At 28.8% G+C, this 15,718-nt stretch carries 16 protein-coding genes; 15 read left to right on the top strand and 1 reads right to left on the bottom strand.

Annotation, left to right across the window (positions count from 1 at the left end):
* Positions 1–197: 197 nt before the first annotated feature.
* Together I2A75_RS10675 and I2A75_RS10670 are read left to right on the top strand one after the other, a co-directional pair.
* Entirely contained in the window at positions 198–1,040 is an 843-nt protein-coding gene (locus I2A75_RS10675) for a YihY/virulence factor BrkB family protein (protein WP_195264453.1), read from the top strand.
* A 145-nt stretch (positions 1,041–1,185) separates the two neighbouring features.
* Positions 1,186–1,557, top strand: coding sequence for a single-stranded DNA-binding protein (locus tag I2A75_RS10670; protein WP_195264452.1), 372 nt, complete (start codon positions 1,186–1,188; stop codon positions 1,555–1,557).
* A gap of 95 nt (positions 1,558–1,652) precedes the next feature.
* On the opposite strand, the gene I2A75_RS10665 is transcribed toward I2A75_RS10670, so the two are convergent.
* Positions 1,653–4,286 carry an FAD-dependent oxidoreductase gene (locus tag I2A75_RS10665; RefSeq protein WP_195264451.1) on the bottom strand — a complete coding sequence of 878 codons (2,634 nt, stop codon included), beginning with the start codon at positions 4,284–4,286 and terminating at the stop codon, positions 1,653–1,655.
* 478 nt (positions 4,287–4,764) lie between these two features.
* On the opposite strand from I2A75_RS10665, the gene I2A75_RS10660 reads away from it, so the two are divergent.
* From I2A75_RS10660 to I2A75_RS10600, 13 genes are all read left to right on the top strand, one after another.
* On the top strand, positions 4,765–5,070 hold the full coding sequence (locus I2A75_RS10660; RefSeq protein ID WP_195264450.1) for a DUF6514 family protein: 306 nt from the start codon (positions 4,765–4,767) through the stop codon (positions 5,068–5,070).
* Between the two features lie 69 nt (positions 5,071–5,139).
* Positions 5,140–5,508, top strand: a complete 369-nt coding sequence (acpS, locus tag I2A75_RS10655) for a holo-ACP synthase (RefSeq protein ID WP_195264449.1) — start codon at positions 5,140–5,142, stop codon at positions 5,506–5,508.
* A complete protein-coding gene (locus I2A75_RS10650; RefSeq protein ID WP_195264448.1) occupies positions 5,508–7,004 on the top strand; it encodes an NAD(P)H-hydrate dehydratase in 1,497 nt (498 codons plus the stop codon). The genes acpS and I2A75_RS10650 overlap by 1 nt, the downstream gene beginning before the upstream one ends.
* A 73-nt stretch (positions 7,005–7,077) precedes the next feature.
* A complete protein-coding gene (locus tag I2A75_RS10645) occupies positions 7,078–7,689 on the top strand; it encodes a germination lipoprotein GerS-related protein (protein ID WP_195264447.1) in 612 nt (203 codons plus the stop codon).
* 321 nt (positions 7,690–8,010) lie between these two features.
* Positions 8,011–8,253 (top strand): hypothetical protein, encoded by a 243-nt coding sequence (locus I2A75_RS10640; protein ID WP_195264446.1) that lies wholly within the window; start codon positions 8,011–8,013, stop codon positions 8,251–8,253.
* Positions 8,254–8,261: 8 nt separating this feature from the next.
* Positions 8,262–8,615: a type II toxin-antitoxin system PemK/MazF family toxin gene (locus tag I2A75_RS10635; RefSeq protein WP_035284811.1), complete on the top strand. Its 354-nt coding sequence runs from the start codon at positions 8,262–8,264 to the stop codon at positions 8,613–8,615.
* A 251-nt stretch (positions 8,616–8,866) separates the two neighbouring features.
* Positions 8,867–9,691: a transketolase gene (locus tag I2A75_RS10630; protein ID WP_195264445.1), complete on the top strand. Its 825-nt coding sequence runs from the start codon at positions 8,867–8,869 to the stop codon at positions 9,689–9,691.
* Entirely contained in the window at positions 9,691–10,635 is a 945-nt protein-coding gene (locus tag I2A75_RS10625; RefSeq protein ID WP_195264444.1) for a transketolase family protein, read from the top strand. The genes I2A75_RS10630 and I2A75_RS10625 overlap by 1 nt, the downstream gene beginning before the upstream one ends.
* A gap of 236 nt (positions 10,636–10,871) precedes the next feature.
* Positions 10,872–11,717, top strand: coding sequence for a YitT family protein (locus I2A75_RS10620; protein WP_195264443.1), 846 nt, complete (start codon positions 10,872–10,874; stop codon positions 11,715–11,717).
* 46 nt (positions 11,718–11,763) lie between these two features.
* On the top strand, positions 11,764–12,600 hold the full coding sequence (locus I2A75_RS10615) for a YitT family protein (protein WP_195264442.1): 837 nt from the start codon (positions 11,764–11,766) through the stop codon (positions 12,598–12,600).
* 152 nt (positions 12,601–12,752) lie between these two features.
* A complete protein-coding gene (gene ftsE / locus I2A75_RS10610; protein ID WP_195264441.1) occupies positions 12,753–13,439 on the top strand; it encodes a cell division ATP-binding protein FtsE in 687 nt (228 codons plus the stop codon).
* Positions 13,429–14,319, top strand: a complete 891-nt coding sequence (ftsX, locus tag I2A75_RS10605; RefSeq protein WP_195264440.1) for a permease-like cell division protein FtsX — start codon at positions 13,429–13,431, stop codon at positions 14,317–14,319. The genes ftsE and ftsX overlap by 11 nt, the downstream gene beginning before the upstream one ends.
* A gap of 138 nt (positions 14,320–14,457) precedes the next feature.
* On the top strand, positions 14,458–15,714 hold the full coding sequence (locus I2A75_RS10600) for a S41 family peptidase (protein ID WP_195264439.1): 1,257 nt from the start codon (positions 14,458–14,460) through the stop codon (positions 15,712–15,714).
* The last annotated feature ends 4 nt before the right edge of the window (positions 15,715–15,718 follow it).

Raw genomic sequence — 15,718 nt, 5'->3', positions numbered from 1 at the left:
TTTTAAATAGTTTACATGGAAATTATACTATATTGGAAGTTTTTTAGAAAGAAATAGATAGCTTTGCTTATATATTTTAAATTATTGTAGTATTATATATAAAGTAACAAAAATAAGATAGAATATTATAAATTAATATATTTAATAAATTTGATATATAATATAAAATATTAAATAATAAATAATGTGGTGGTTTAATGAGTAAGGATAAGAATGAGAATAAGAGGTCTGTTATAGATAGCATAATATATTTCATTGTAAAAATTAATAATGATGATATATTTGCTTTAGGGGCTCAACTTGCATATTATTTGATATTAGCTTTTTTCCCATTTTTAATATTTTTATTAACATTAATAGGATTTAGTAGATTAAATTCAGTAGATATTTTAGATGGATTAAGGGCTATATTGCCAAATAATGTTTTTACTTTGGTAGATACTACAGTAATCGAGATAGTAGATACTCAAAATGCAGGCTTATTAGGAGCATCTATTGCTATTACAATGTGGTCTGCATCCTCAGGATTCAGAGCTGTAATAAAGGGCGTTAATAAGGCTTATGATATTAGGGAACATAGATCTTTTATAAAAAGAGCATTTATAGCAATATTTTTTACATTAGCTTTAGCATTAATAATAATGTTAACTTTAGCTATGTTAGTATTTGGAGAAGTAATAGGTAAATATTTAATATCAGTATTTCCATTTCATAATATAATAAAGAATATATGGAATATAAGCAGGTATATAATAGTAATACTTGCGATGATATGGATATTTGCATGTATATATAGATACACTCCAGCTAAAAAGATTCCTTGGAGAGAGGTTTTTCCAGGTGCTATCGTAGTTACTTTGGGATGGATAATAGTTTCGTTAGCATTTTCATATTATATTAATAATATAGCTAATTATTCTAGATTATATGGAAGTTTAGGAGCAGTATTTATATTAATGACTTGGCTCTATATTACATCAATGATATTAATTCTAGGAGCTGAAATAAATTCAGTTTTATCAATAACAAAAATAAAGTAGTTTCAAAAGTTAAGAATCTAAATGGTTTCTTAACTTTTAACTTAGAATAAAATATTTACTTAAAATGAATAATATTTTGTTTATTTTTGTATAGAAAAATACTAAGTGGATATACTCAAAGAAGAAATATTCAGGAGGTGCAAAAATGAATAAAATAGTTTTATTAGGAAAATTAATAAAGGACCCTGAACTTAGAGCATTAGAGGGAAGCGATAAAGTATTTACTAGATTTATAATTGCTGTAGATAGAAATTTTAAGGCGCAAGATGGCACAAGAAAGGCAGATTTAATCCCAGTTACAGTTTGGGGAAGAAAAGCAGAGGTAGTCTGTCAATATATGAGGAAAGGAAGTTATATAAGTTTAAGTGGAAGATTAAGAACTGGAAGCTATGAAGATAAGGACGGAAATAAAAAATATATAGCAGAAGTTGTTGCAGAAGATTTTAAATTCGTAGGAAATAGAAGGCTTGATAAAGAATTAGAACAAACCGAGAATTTAGATAATTTTGCAAATTAAAGCTTAAAATATAAATTAAAATAAATAGTGTAAAAGGGTAAGCAATAAAATAGAGCTTACCCTTTTACATTTAGTATGGTACTTCAAATTAAAATTTATATTGTACCTTTACTTAATACAGTTGACTTATCTTCTTCATTTTGAATTCCATTTATTATTTTAACTGAAGAAGATATATCACCAATTAGTATTCCGCCTACAAGTTTATTGTTAGCAAAGAATAGTTTTGAATATTTATTATTAGCATTATCAACATAACCTATTTTTTCTAAAGTAGGATCATCGAAGTTTATAGTTCCAGCAGAGAATATTTGAGTATTCATTGCTGCAAAGACTGTTGATGAAACAAATTTTTCGAATTTAATATTATCACCAGTAGCATTAGCACCAGCAACTTTTCCCATTTCTATTGCAGCTGGCCAGTTTCCATAATAAACTCCATCTAGTTCAGCTACATCACCACAAGCATAAATATCTTCTACGTTTGTTTGCATATATTGGTCTACAACAATACCTCTATTACATTCAATTCCTACAGGTTGAGCTAAGAAGATATTAGATCTAACTCCAACTGAGTATATAATAGTATCTACATCAATTATCTTTCCACTCTTTAGTTGAATTGATTTAACTCCAGTTTCATCTGCATTTATGAAATCAACAGCTTCTCCTAATAGTACATTGACTGAAGTTTTATTAACTAAGCTTTCAAATAATTTAGAGCCTTCTGTGTCTAATTGACGAGGAAGCATTCTTTCTGCTAACTCAACTACTGTAACATTAATATCACGTTTTTGAATCTCCCAAGCAGCTTCTAATCCTAATAATCCACCACCAATAACAACAACATTTTTTGAATTTGGCAATTCATTTTTTAGGTTTTCTACATCAGATAGTTTTTTGATTGTATGAATTCCCTTAATAGTAGTATAAGTCCAAGAATTTATTTCTACGTCTGAATCATTTAATTTAACTTTAGTTGGAGGAACAAAGTTGTAGCTACCGTTTGCTAAAACTAGTTTATCATAACGAATTCCTTGTTTATTATCTAATTTTATTGTTTTTGTTTCTTTATCTATGCTATCTACATTAGCTCCAAGAATTTCAATTATATTATTTTCTTTATACCAATTCTCTTTTGCAAGATAGAAAGTATCATCAATTTCTTCTGTTATTAAATCAGAAAGTTGAGTTCTAACATATGAATGTTCTGGTTCATTTGATATAAGCTTAATAATAGCACTAGAATTTCTTTCTTTTATAGCTTTCGCAGCATAGAACCCTGCAGCACCATTACCTATGATTACGTAGGTCTCTTCTGTATCAATTGAGTAATTTGTTTCTTCCCTCTTAATTTCAATAAATTGATCGCTTCCAGCTCCGCATACAGGACAAATTTCAGGAACTGTTTCAGATTCGAAGATTTCTCCGCAAATTACGCATTTCCATAGCTTTAGGCCACCTTCTGTAGGGATTTCTTCCACAGTTGTTTTAGTCTTTGTCATAGGTGTAAAAGTCTTCTTACCTACAATAATTTCTCCAAATCCTAATCCGAAATCATAAGCTTCTTTTAATTCATCATCTGATGGTTTGAAATTTATTTTTAGGCTAGGTCCATAAAGTTTCATATTTAATTCTTTAAATCTTGCTTCCATCCTAGGGATAGCTTCGCCACTCCAACCGTATGATCCAAATGCAGCGGCTAATTTTCCACCGTGAACAATTGGATTTAATTTTGAAAGTATATCACGAATTGGCTCAAGTAATTCACCAACTATAGTAGGTGAACCGCATAATAATCCGTCAGATTCTCCTATACTGTTAATTATATCACCCATTTCATGATGTATAACGTTGAATAGTCTAACTTCAATATTTCCAGCAGCTTCTATACCTTTAGCTATTTCTTTAGCTAATGTTTCAGTGTAGCCATATGCTGAAACATAAGGGATTGTAACAATTTTCTTTCCATCTTCAGCTGGACTTGCAGGAGTACTCCACTCTCTATAAGTTTCAACTATTTTCATTGGTTCCTCAACTAGAACTGGACCATGTCCTGGTAAAATCATATCAATTTTTAAGTTTTCAATTTTATTAATAGCTTTTAATACATATGGCTTATATGGTCCAAAAATACAATCGAAGTAGTATTTTAGTGCTTCCATATAATGATCTTTATTTTCAACTTTACTATTTATTATTGCTTCGGATGAATAGTGAGATCCAAATGAATCACAAGTTATTAAAATTTCATCTTCAGGAACATAAGTGTAGATTGAATCTGGCCAATGTAGGAATGGAGCTGAAATAAATTGTAAAGTTTTATTTCCTAAACTTAAAGTATCTCCATCTCCAACTGTTATAGATTCAAAATCTCTATTTGCAATTTTTTTCATGAATTTAATTGCGGGAGCGGAACCTACTACTTTAGCATTTGGTGAAATTTCTAACAACTTAGCAACTGATCCAGCATGATCAGGCTCTGTATGGTCAACGACAATATAGTCAATATTAGAAATATCTATATCTAAATCTCTTAATCTTTCTATATATTCATCAAAAAACTCAGCCTTTACAGTTTCAAATACAGCAGTCTTTTCACTACCTTTAACTACGTATGAGTTATAGCTTGTTCCATAAGGTGTGTACATAATAATATCAAAAATTCTCAAATTTGGGTCAAGAGCTCCAACCCAGTGTATATCCTTTTTAAGCTCTAAAGATTTCATAAATCAACACCTGCCTTAAAATTAATATTATATAATAATAATTATCACAAAAATTATTATATGTCTAATTATTAACAATATCAATAACTATTTAAAATATTTATTATAAATTTACATTTTATATTCTTACATTATATAAAATATTTTTTTTATATTTAAATACTAGCATTAAATATATTTTAACAATAATAAGCTAATATTATTACTAAATCAGCAATATAACTATAAATTAGATAAACCGAATAATGGGAAAAAGACCAAATTCGACAAACGATAAACGATATTTTTAGACAAATATTTTATTTAACTTAATAAAATGTGGATATTTTAAAATTGTTGAGAAAATAATGTAAAAAATTAGAGGAATATTTTGCAAACACGACAAACAATGTTTGACATTCTTTTGATATTATCTATGTTATGTTTTTAATGTAATAGTTAATTGTTCTATTTAGTAGCTTATGAAGGGGGAAATGAAATGTATATTGTTGATAGCTTGTATAATGTTATAAAAAGTGAAGAAAAAGAAAGTAGATATGCTTATAGGATGATAAGTGAGGATTTTTATGGTGGACAAGCTTTTGGTATAGAAGCGGAAAGGCAAGATTTAATAGAAGGAAATGTAATAAATATAGAAAGGGATGAAATTAAGAAGATTTCAAATATAGAAGAAAAAGTTAAAGATCTTCTTAGTTTGATACATGATAATCAAGTATCTCCAATACACCTTGTTGACATATTAGGAGAATATGTTGATGAATATGTATCAGATTTTAATTTGTAATTTTAAAGTAACAGTAAAAATCATATAAAATCTAATATTTATAGTAAAATATAATTAGAGGTGATTTTTATGATAATTGGAATAGGAACGGATATAATTGAAATAAATAGAATAGAAAGAGCTGTAGAAAAGACAAATGGTTTTTTAGAAAGGGTATTTACAAATAAAGAAATAGAAATGTTTAAAGAAAGAAACATGAGGGCAGAAGTAATTGCAGGAAATTTCGCAGCTAAAGAAGCAATAAGCAAATCATTTGGCACAGGCATAAGGGGGTTCTCGTTAAGAGAAATAGAGGTTTTAAGAGATGAGTTAGGGAAACCAGTAGTATTTTTAAGTGATAATATAGATAAATTAATAGGAAAAGAATATAAATTGAATTTATCAATATCACATAATAATACATCAGCAATAGCTTTTGCTATTTTGGAGGAATCATAATGTATATAATGTCAACAAATAAATGTAAAAAAGTAGATAAATATACTATAGATGAGATTGGTATACCAAGCATAGTTCTCATGGAAAATGCAGCAAATGAAGTAGTAAATAAGGTGATTAATTTAAGGGGAAAATTTATTGTTTTTTGTGGAAACGGAAATAATGGTGGGGATGGATTAGCCATTGCAAGAAAATTAATTTTAAATAACAAAGATGTTCATGTAGTTATTATAAGTAGAAATAGCAAATATTCTAAGGATTTTTCTATTAATCTAAATATTTTAAAACAAATTACTACTAATATTACTTATGTATCTACTGATGAAGACATTAAAAGTTTAATACCCATAATTAGTAATTACAACATTACGATAGATTGTATTTTTGGAGTAGGATTAAACAGAAATTTAGATTCTTTTTATGTAAAATTAATTAATATTATAAATGAATGTTCTGATATGAAAGTTAGTATTGATGTTCCTTCAGGGTTAAATGCAGATAGTGGGGAGATAATGGGAGCATCTATAGAAGCTGATATAACTTATACATTTGAAGTGGTAAAAAGGGGATTTATTGAATATAAAGCATTAAGTTATTTAGGGGAACTTAATGTATTAAATATAGGTATCCCAGAGTATGTAAAGAGAGTGAATTCGGAAAATATATTTATTTTAAATAGGGATCAATATTCAAAATTATTGAAAAAGAGAAGTTTATATGGTCATAAAGGAAAGTACGGAAAAATTGCGATTTTAGCAGGTAGTAAGGGATATACAGGAGCAGCATATATAGTTACTGAATCATGCGTTAAATCAGGAGCTGGGTTAACAACTTTAGTATCTTCAAAATATGTACAAGATAAATTAAGTTGTAAGTTGATTGAAGCGATGACTTTAGATATAGAGGAGGTTGATAAGGTAAAAAAAATATTGAATGATTCTGATGTAATTGCAATTGGCCCTGGCATGACTGAAGAAAAAGTATATAAGGATATATTGAGTGATATAGGGAGTTATGGGGATAAGTTTTTCGTAGTTGATGCAGGTGCACTTCAATTAATGTCAAGAGATAAGAATATTATGAATGTTTTAAAGGGGAAAGCGATATTTACTCCACATCCGGGAGAAATGGCAAGGATTATAGGGAAATCTATATCTTTTGTTGAGGATAATAGAATAGAGGTAGCTAAGAGATATGCAAAGGAAAATGAGATTATAGTTGTATTGAAGGGATATAATACTGTAATCACAGATGGTAATGATGTTTACATAAATAATTCAGGTAATAGTAAAATGGCTTCAGGGGGGATGGGGGATTGTCTAACTGGAATTATTTCAGCCTTAATAGGGCAGAGACATTCACTTATAAATTCAGCCTTACTTGGCACATATATACATGGATTAGCAGGAGAATTTGCATCTCATGAAAAATATTGTACAGTAGCATCTGAAGTTATAGAAAATATATCTAAAGTTATGAATTATATAGTTGGTTAAGGATTAAAGTATGAATAAAATCTGATTAAAGCTAATATTAGTAATTATAAATAGTAAAGCTTTAGGAGGATTTATGAAAAAGAAATTATTATTAATACTTATGGTATGTATACCTTTTATATCAATTATTTTAGTAATATTATTTAGAGCTACAGCAGAACCAACTAATGAGGAGATAATAAAATCATTAAAAGAAATAGAATGCTATAGTACAAGAGTAGAATATATAGTGAAAAATGCTAGAGGAGAAGAGAGAGAGGAAACTACACAATATTATTTAAAAGATATTGGTGGAAGAATTGATTTTGGGGAAGATAGATCAAAAATATATAAAGATAATAAAGTTATAGTGAAAGATAGTATTTCAAATAAAGAATATGCTATGGAAGATGATATGGATGAGATACATTCATTAGCCTTTTTAAATAAATTATTATCATATCCCATAGATGAAAATGGAATTAAAGAGGGACAAGAAGAATGGGGAGATACAGCTTATATAGAGTTTACATGTGAAGTGTTTTTAAAAAATGATCATTTAGATAAAATTAAAATTTTTATTGATAAACAAGAAAAAACTCCAATAGGAGCTATTATTTATGATAAGGATGGAAAAGACAGAATAAGAATTGTATATAGAGATTTTGAAAAATTAAAGCAATTAGAAAGCGGATTGCTAGAGTAAATAAAATAAAAATAACCAGTTCAATATTTAAATTTGATATTAGTACACGTTAAGAAGTTAAAGAAAATGGAGTACATAAGTATAAAAAATAGTTTTCACATTAAGAAAAAATAAAAAGCCAGGTAGATAAAAATCAAACAAATATAAAAAAGGGGAAGAAAATAATAATTATAATATTTCTCTTTTAATAAGCTATAAAAATACAAAAAAATATAAAAATAGAAAATTAATCAAAAAAAGTGAAACATAAGTTTTGACAAAGTGACATAATTTGCAATATAATTTATTCATACATAGATTTTTACTACCTGGAGGCAAATTATGTCTAAAAATGTTAAAAACCTACATTTTATAAAAAATGCAGTTAAAATTAAAAAAAATAGTCAATTTATTGAATGTAATTTAATAGAATATAATGAAAATCAATTTAATATGGAATTTTTAAAATTAATGAAAGCTGGCTATGAAGAGATGGCAAAAATTAATTTGGAGCTTTCACAACTTCCTTTCGAGTGCGGATGTGCAGATATTAATGAATATGAGAACTGGCTTTGCGGAGTGTGATATTTCTAATGACGACTATGGTAGTAAAAAGAGGGGATATTTTTTATGCAGATTTAAGTCCTGTTATTGGTTCAGAGCAAGGTGGAATTAGACCAGTTATAATAATTCAAAATGATATAGGTAATAAGTATAGTCCAACAGTTATAGTAGCAGCTATAACATCACAGATTAATAAGGCAAAGTTACCTACTCATGTTGAAATTTCTTCAGAAGAATATGGATTAAATAGAGATTCTGTTGTTTTATTAGAGCAGGTAAGGACTTTGGATAAAAAAAGATTAAAAGAAAAAATAGGGCATATGACAGATGCTGACATGAAAAAAGTTAATAAAGCTTTATTAATTAGTTTAAATCTTGCATAAAGTTTTATTTATTATAAAAGAGTATATTAAATACTTAAGGAACCCACAATGGGTTTCTTTTATTTTTATATAAAAAAGAATAAAGTGATATACTATATGGTAATAGTATATCACTTTTAGCGAAAATATATATCTTATTATAAAAAATAAAATAAATAGTATATACAAAAGAATTATATTATGCTAAAATAATTTTAGAAAATATAGCACAATATAGTTACAGGTAAATTAAAATCTTAGGAGGATATAAAATGATTAAAAATGTTGAAGAATTAAGGTCATTAGCTAAAACTGTACGTGGAGATATAGTTTCAATGTTGACAGAATCATGTTCAGGGCATCCAGGTGGTTCATTATCAGCGGCAGATATACTAACTACATTATTTTTTGGAGAAATGAACATAGATCCGAAAAATCCTAAGGATGCAGAAAGAGATAGATTTGTTTTATCTAAAGGTCATGCAGCTCCTGTTTTATATAGTGTATTGGCGAGAAGCGGATATTTTCCTGTTGAGGAGTTAAATACTTTAAGAAAGATTGGATCAAGATTACAAGGACACCCAAGTATGAAATGCTTACCTGGAGTAGATATGTCTACTGGATCATTAGGTCAAGGTATTTCAGTAGCTGTAGGAATGTCTTTAGCCGGAAAGATAGATAATAAAAATTATAGAGTTTATACACTTTTAGGCGATGGAGAGCTTGAGGAAGGTCAAGTTTGGGAAGCTGCTATGTCAGCAGCTCATTATAAGTTAGATAATTTAACTGCATTTATTGATTTTAATGGATTACAAATAGATGGAGATATAACAAAAGTTATGAATCCTTCACCAATAGATAAAAAGTTCGAAGCTTTTGGTTGGAATGTTTTGGTTATAGATGGTCATGATATAGATGAAATACTTAATGCAATAGAAAAAGCTAAAAATTGCAAAGGAAAGCCAACTGTAGTTGTATGTAAGACAATAAAAGGAAAAGGTGTTTCATTTATGGAGAATCAAGCAGCATGGCATGGAACAGCACCAAGTAAAGAACAATGTGAGCAAGCACTAGCAGAAATTGGAGGTAACAATTAATGAGTAAGAAGATTGCAACAAGAGAAGCTTATGGAAAAGCGTTAGCATCATTAGCAAACGTAAATGAAAATATAGTAGTTTTAGATGCAGATCTTTCGAAATCTACAAAAACTGCAGATTTTAAAGCTGTTTGCGAAGAAAGATTTTTTAATATGGGAATAGCAGAAGGAAATATGATGGGAGTTGCTGCAGGTTTATCTACTTGTGGTAAAGTACCTTATGTGAGCACTTTTGCTATGTTTGCAGCAGGAAGAGCATTTGAGCAAATTAGAAACTCTATTTGTTACCCAAAGTTAAATGTTAAAATATGTGCAACTCATGCTGGATTAACAGTAGGAGAAGACGGGGCATCTCATCAAGCTATAGAAGATTTAGCTTTAATGAGAAGTATTCCTAATATGACTGTAATATGCCCTGCAGATGCTGTAGAAACTGAAGCAGCTATTAAGGCAATTGCAGAATATGATGGGCCATGTTATGTTAGATTGGGAAGAGCAGCAGTGAATGTTATAAATGATGAAAAAACTTATGAATTTAAAATAGGAAAAGGTGTAACATTAACTGAAGGAAATGACGTGACAATAGTTGCAACAGGAATAATGGTAGATGTTGCATTAGAAGCAAAGGAAGAATTAAAAAAAGAAGGAATTAATGCAAGGGTAGTGAATATTCATACATTAAAGCCTATAGATAGAGAAATATTAGTTAAGGCTGCAAAAGAAACAGGTGCTATAGTTACTGTTGAAGAGCATAGCATAATTGGAGGTCTTGGCTCAGCAGTATCAGAAATAATAACAGAAGAAATTCCAGTACCAGTATTAAAGGTTGGAGTAAATGATGTATTTGGAGAAAGTGGATTGCCAAACCAATTATTAGAGAAATATGGATTGACAGCTACTAATGTTGCAGAAAAAGCTAAAAAAGCAATTTCTTTAAAAAAATAATAAGCTTACTATAATAATTTAAAATAGATCACTAAAAATAGCTATATTTACCACTAAAGCTGTAGAATTATCTACAGCTTTTTATTTTAAATTTTAAATTACAATTAATAAAATTAGTAATATAATAGTAAATGAAGTTTATTTAATTATTGTAAGAAAATATTAATATAAGGTTTGGATAGAAAATAATAAAATGAGGAAAAATAATAAAAATTCTCTAAGAAAGGGGGATATATATGAATGATAAAATAAAAGAATATGTATTAATATTGCTAGGGGTATTCTTAGTTGCACTATCTTTAGAATATTTCTTTATACCTAACAATATTGCAGCAGGGGGGCTAACAGGTCTTGCAATAGTAATAAATTATTATATACCAGCTATATCAACTGGGCCTTTAGTATTTATTATGGATTTGTTGTTGTTTGTTGTTGGGTTTATTTTTCTTGGAAAAAATTTTGGAGTAAAGACTATAGTTTCAAGTTTTAGTTTAGCGGGAATGATGACTATAATTGAAAAATTCTTTAATCCTCAAGCTATAACAAATGATTTAATGTTAGCTTCAATATTTGGAACTTTAATTACTGCAATAGGTATGGCTATAGTATTTAATGCTAATGCATCAACTGGAGGTACAGATACAATAGCTAAGATACTAAATAAATTTTTTCACATTGATATAGGTAAGTCTTTATTAGCTGTAGATTTTATAGTAACCTTATTGGGGGCTATTACTTTTGGTATAAATATAGGGTTATATGGACTTCTTTCAGTAATAATTAATGGAATTGCAATTGATAAGGTGATTGAAGGATTCCATGCATGTAAAGAAGTAACGATTATAAGTAGTAAGCATAAAGATATTGCAAAGTTTATAATGAATGACTTAGAAAGAGGATGCACATATTTAAAAGGTGTTGGTGGCTTTACAGAAAAAGATATTTACGTTTTATATGCAGTTTTAGGAAGAAGCGAGTTTATAAAATTGAAGCAATACATAGGAAAAGTAGATGAAAAAGCATTCATAACAGTTGGTGAAGTTCATGAGGTTATGGGAGAAGGTTTTAAAAATATACAATAATAGTTGAGGATGGGACTATTTATTTAGGAGGAGAAGAACAGGACGTATGAAAAAATTAAAAGAATATATTTTATCTACAATAGGAGTAGCAATAGTTGCTTTTGGACTAGAATATTTTTTCTTTCCACTCGATATAGCAGCAGGTGGAGTTTCAGGTTTAGCTTTAGCTATAAACCAATTAATAGATATTAATCCAAGTATATTAGTTCTTATATTTAATTTTATTTTATTTGCTCTTGCATTTTTCTTAATTGGGGGATCTTTTGGAGCAAAGAGTATATATGCGACCATAATGATGTCAGTAATAATGTGGTTTTTTGAAGCGTTTTTTGAGCCAAAAGCAATAACAGATAATTTGTTTTTAGCTTGTGTGTTTGGTTCAGCAGTATTAGCGTTTGGAACAGCAATTACTTTTTATCAAGATGCCTCAACAGGTGGAACTAGTATAATAGCTAAAATTATTAATAAGTTTTTTCATTTACCAATAGGGCAAGGATTATTATTAGCTGATTGTACAGTAACTTTGCTTGCTATATATTCATTTGGTGTAGAAAAGGGGTTATTCGGACTTTTAAGTGCAATATTAATAGGAATATTGGTTGATAAATTTATCGCTGGATTAAATCCTGTTAAGCAAGTATTTATAATTACAAATAAGGAAAAGTTAGTTGTAGATTTTATAAATAATGATATTGATAGAGGATGTACAATATTAGTGGGAAAAGGTGGATATACAAAAGAGAATATGACGGTAGTGTATACTGTATTATCATCAAAGCAATTTATAACTCTAAAGCAATTTATAAAAAATAACAACCCAGAAGCATTCTTAACGGTAAGTGAATCAACGGAAGCACTAGGTAAAGGCTTTGCAGATTATTAAGAATTAATGAAAATTTTGAAGAAAACTGAATAAATATAAGTTTTCTTAGCTATAAAATCATAAAAAAAGTTTTTCCTTAGACTTTGTTATGCTATAATAACGCTATGGGTTTAACAACTTTAAAATAATACGCTGATGCGAGGTGTTGTGAAATGATAGAATTTAAGAATGTATCTAAGCTATATGATAATAATGTTAAGGCTTTAGCAGATGTAAATATAAATATAGAGTCAGGTGAATTTGTATTTTTAGTTGGACCTTCAGGAGCAGGGAAATCAACTTTTATTAAAATGTTAATTAAAGAAACTGATCCAACAGTTGGTGATATAACAGTTGCAGGAAAAAAGCTTTCAACAATAACAAGAAGGCAAGTGCCTTATTATAGAAGAAAGATAGGTATGGTTTTTCAGGATTTTAGATTGATACCTACATTAAATGTATATGAAAATGTTGCTTTTGCAATGAGAGTTGTAGAAGCCTCTCAGAAGGAAATTAGAAAGAGGGTTCCTATGGTACTATCTCTTGTTGGGCTTTCTCATAAGTATAAAATGTTTCCAAATGAATTATCAGGGGGAGAACAGCAAAGAGTTGCATTAGCAAGGGCAATAGTTAATAATCCATCAGTTTTGATATGTGATGAACCAACAGGTAATTTAGATCCAGAAACTGCTAAAGAAATAATGGATTTATTAGAGGATATAAATAGAGCTGGTACAACCATATTAATGGCAACTCATGCTAAAGATATAGTTGATAATATGAAGAAGAGAGTTATTGCTATAGAAAAAGGATGTATAGCAAGAGATACCAAGAGGGGGATGTACGAAAATGAAGATTAATACATTAAAGTACTTTTTTATAGACGCTTTAAAAAGTCTTAAAAGAAATAGAACATTAAGTATAGCAGCAATGATTACTGTACTAATAACATTCTTTATATTTGGTACATTTACTTTATTAGGGTTAAACTTTAATAAGGCAATAGAAGATGTTGCGTCAAAGGTTGAAATTAAGGTTTTCTTAAAAGATGATATAAAGTTATTGGATCAAAGAGAAATAGAAATGAAACTAAATGAACAAGAAGGAGCTAAAGAAGTAATATACGAATCTAGAGAAGAAGCTTTTATAAATTTTAAAGAAAGCTTAAAAGATAATCCAGGATTATTACAAGGATATGATTTACAAAATAATCCACTTCCAAGTTCATTTATAGTAAAACTAGAAGACCCTGAATATGCGAATGGTATTAGTAATGCTGTAAAAGATATGAGTGGTGTAGAAAATATATCAAATCAACAAGATATGATAAATACTATAAGCAAATTTGTTGGTGGGGTTAGGGTAGCTGGTTTAGTATTATTTGCTGTATTTATAGGGGTATCTATATTCCTAATAACTAATACAACAAAAATTACAGTATATTCAAGAAGAAAAGAAGTTGGAATAATGAAGTTTGTAGGAGCTACTGACTGGTTTATAAGATGGCCATTTATAATTGAAGGGATGATAATTGGGACAATTGGTTCATTACTTTCAAGCTTATTATTATATGTATTATATAAATGGGCTTATGGATACATAGTATCAAATATGTTCTTAGTTACATTGGTTTCTCCAGTGTTCGTACTTGGAACATTAACTTGGGTATTCCTTTTAGGTGGGATGATAGTTGGAGCTATAGGAAGTATAGTTGCGTTAAGAAAATTCTTAGATGTATAAAATATTAAATAAAAAGAGAAAATAATTGATATAATTTAAGTGGAGTTTATCTCCACTTAAAACATATTTAAAGGAATCTAGGAGTATAGATAATGTATATATAAGTTAAGAGAATTTTATGAAAGGAAGTATTAGGATATGGAGGATAATAACAGTAGAAGAAGAAGCAATAAATTTAAAAAGCCACTAATTATAGTAGGAATAGTTATAATATTTTTATTTTCAAATGTAATGTTTTTCTATATGGGAAATGTATTTGCATTTAATGGATTAAGTTTAAAAAATGTAAGTGAAGATGTTGCAAAAGATTTAACTGACATCAAAGATGTGAAAAAATATGATTTATTGTTTCAAGTAAGGGATGCACTTCTTGCAAAATATGATGGAGAAATAGACGATAATTCTCTTTTAGAAGCTGCAATTAAAGGGATGACACAGTCACTAAAAGATCCATATACAGTATTTATGAATGCAGATGAATATAAGTCATTTGTAGAGCAAAGTGAAGGTCATTTTGTAGGAATAGGAGCTCAGCTTGGAATTAAAGACGATAAAGTAACAGTTGTCGCACCTATAGAAGGTTCACCTGCAGAAGTTGCAGGATTAAAAAGTGGAGATGTTATATTAAAAGTTGATGGTACAGATATAACAGAACCAAATGTAGAGAAAACAATATCTATGATAAAAGGTGAACAAGGAAATCCAGTAACATTAACAGTTGCTAGAGCAAACTCAAAGGACCTTGACATAACAATAGTTAGAGATGTAATTAAAGTAGTTTCAGTTAGAGGCGAAATAATAGATGAAAATATAGGATATATACAAATATCTTCTTTTGATGAGGATGTAGCAAAGAACTTTAAAGAAAAGATAGTTGAACTAAAAGGTAAAGGTATGAAGGGGATTATTCTGGATTTAAGAGGAAATCCAGGTGGTTTCTTAGGAGAGGCAGTTAACGTAGCTTCACAATTTATACCAAAAGGAGAAGTTGTAACTTATACTATAGATAAATACGGTAATAAACAAGAATCAAAATCTATAGGTGGAGAAGCAGAAGGTGTGCCTTTAGTAATATTAATAGATGGAGGTAGTGCATCAGCATCAGAAGTAGTTACTGGAGCATTAAGAGATTATGGTGCTGGAACTATAATTGGAACAACAAGTTTTGGTAAAGGTGTAGTTCAACAGTTAATAGAATTTAAAGACGGAAATGGTGGATTAAAAGTAACAACTTCGAAATATTATACTCCTAATGGAGAAAATATACACAAGATTGGAATAAAGCCTGATATTGAAGTGACAATTCCAGAAGAAATTTTATCAAAGGAATATGATAGAAGTATAGACCCACAATTTAATAAAGCAGTAGAGGCAATGAAAGATAAGTTAAAATAGGAGG

Origin of the sequence: Clostridium sp. 1001275B_160808_H3 (genome assembly GCF_015550425.1) — a bacterium.
GTDB lineage: Bacteria > Bacillota > Clostridia > Clostridiales > Clostridiaceae > Clostridium.
Note: the sequence above shows the minus strand (reverse complement) of the source record. Positions and strands in the feature narration are given on the sequence as shown.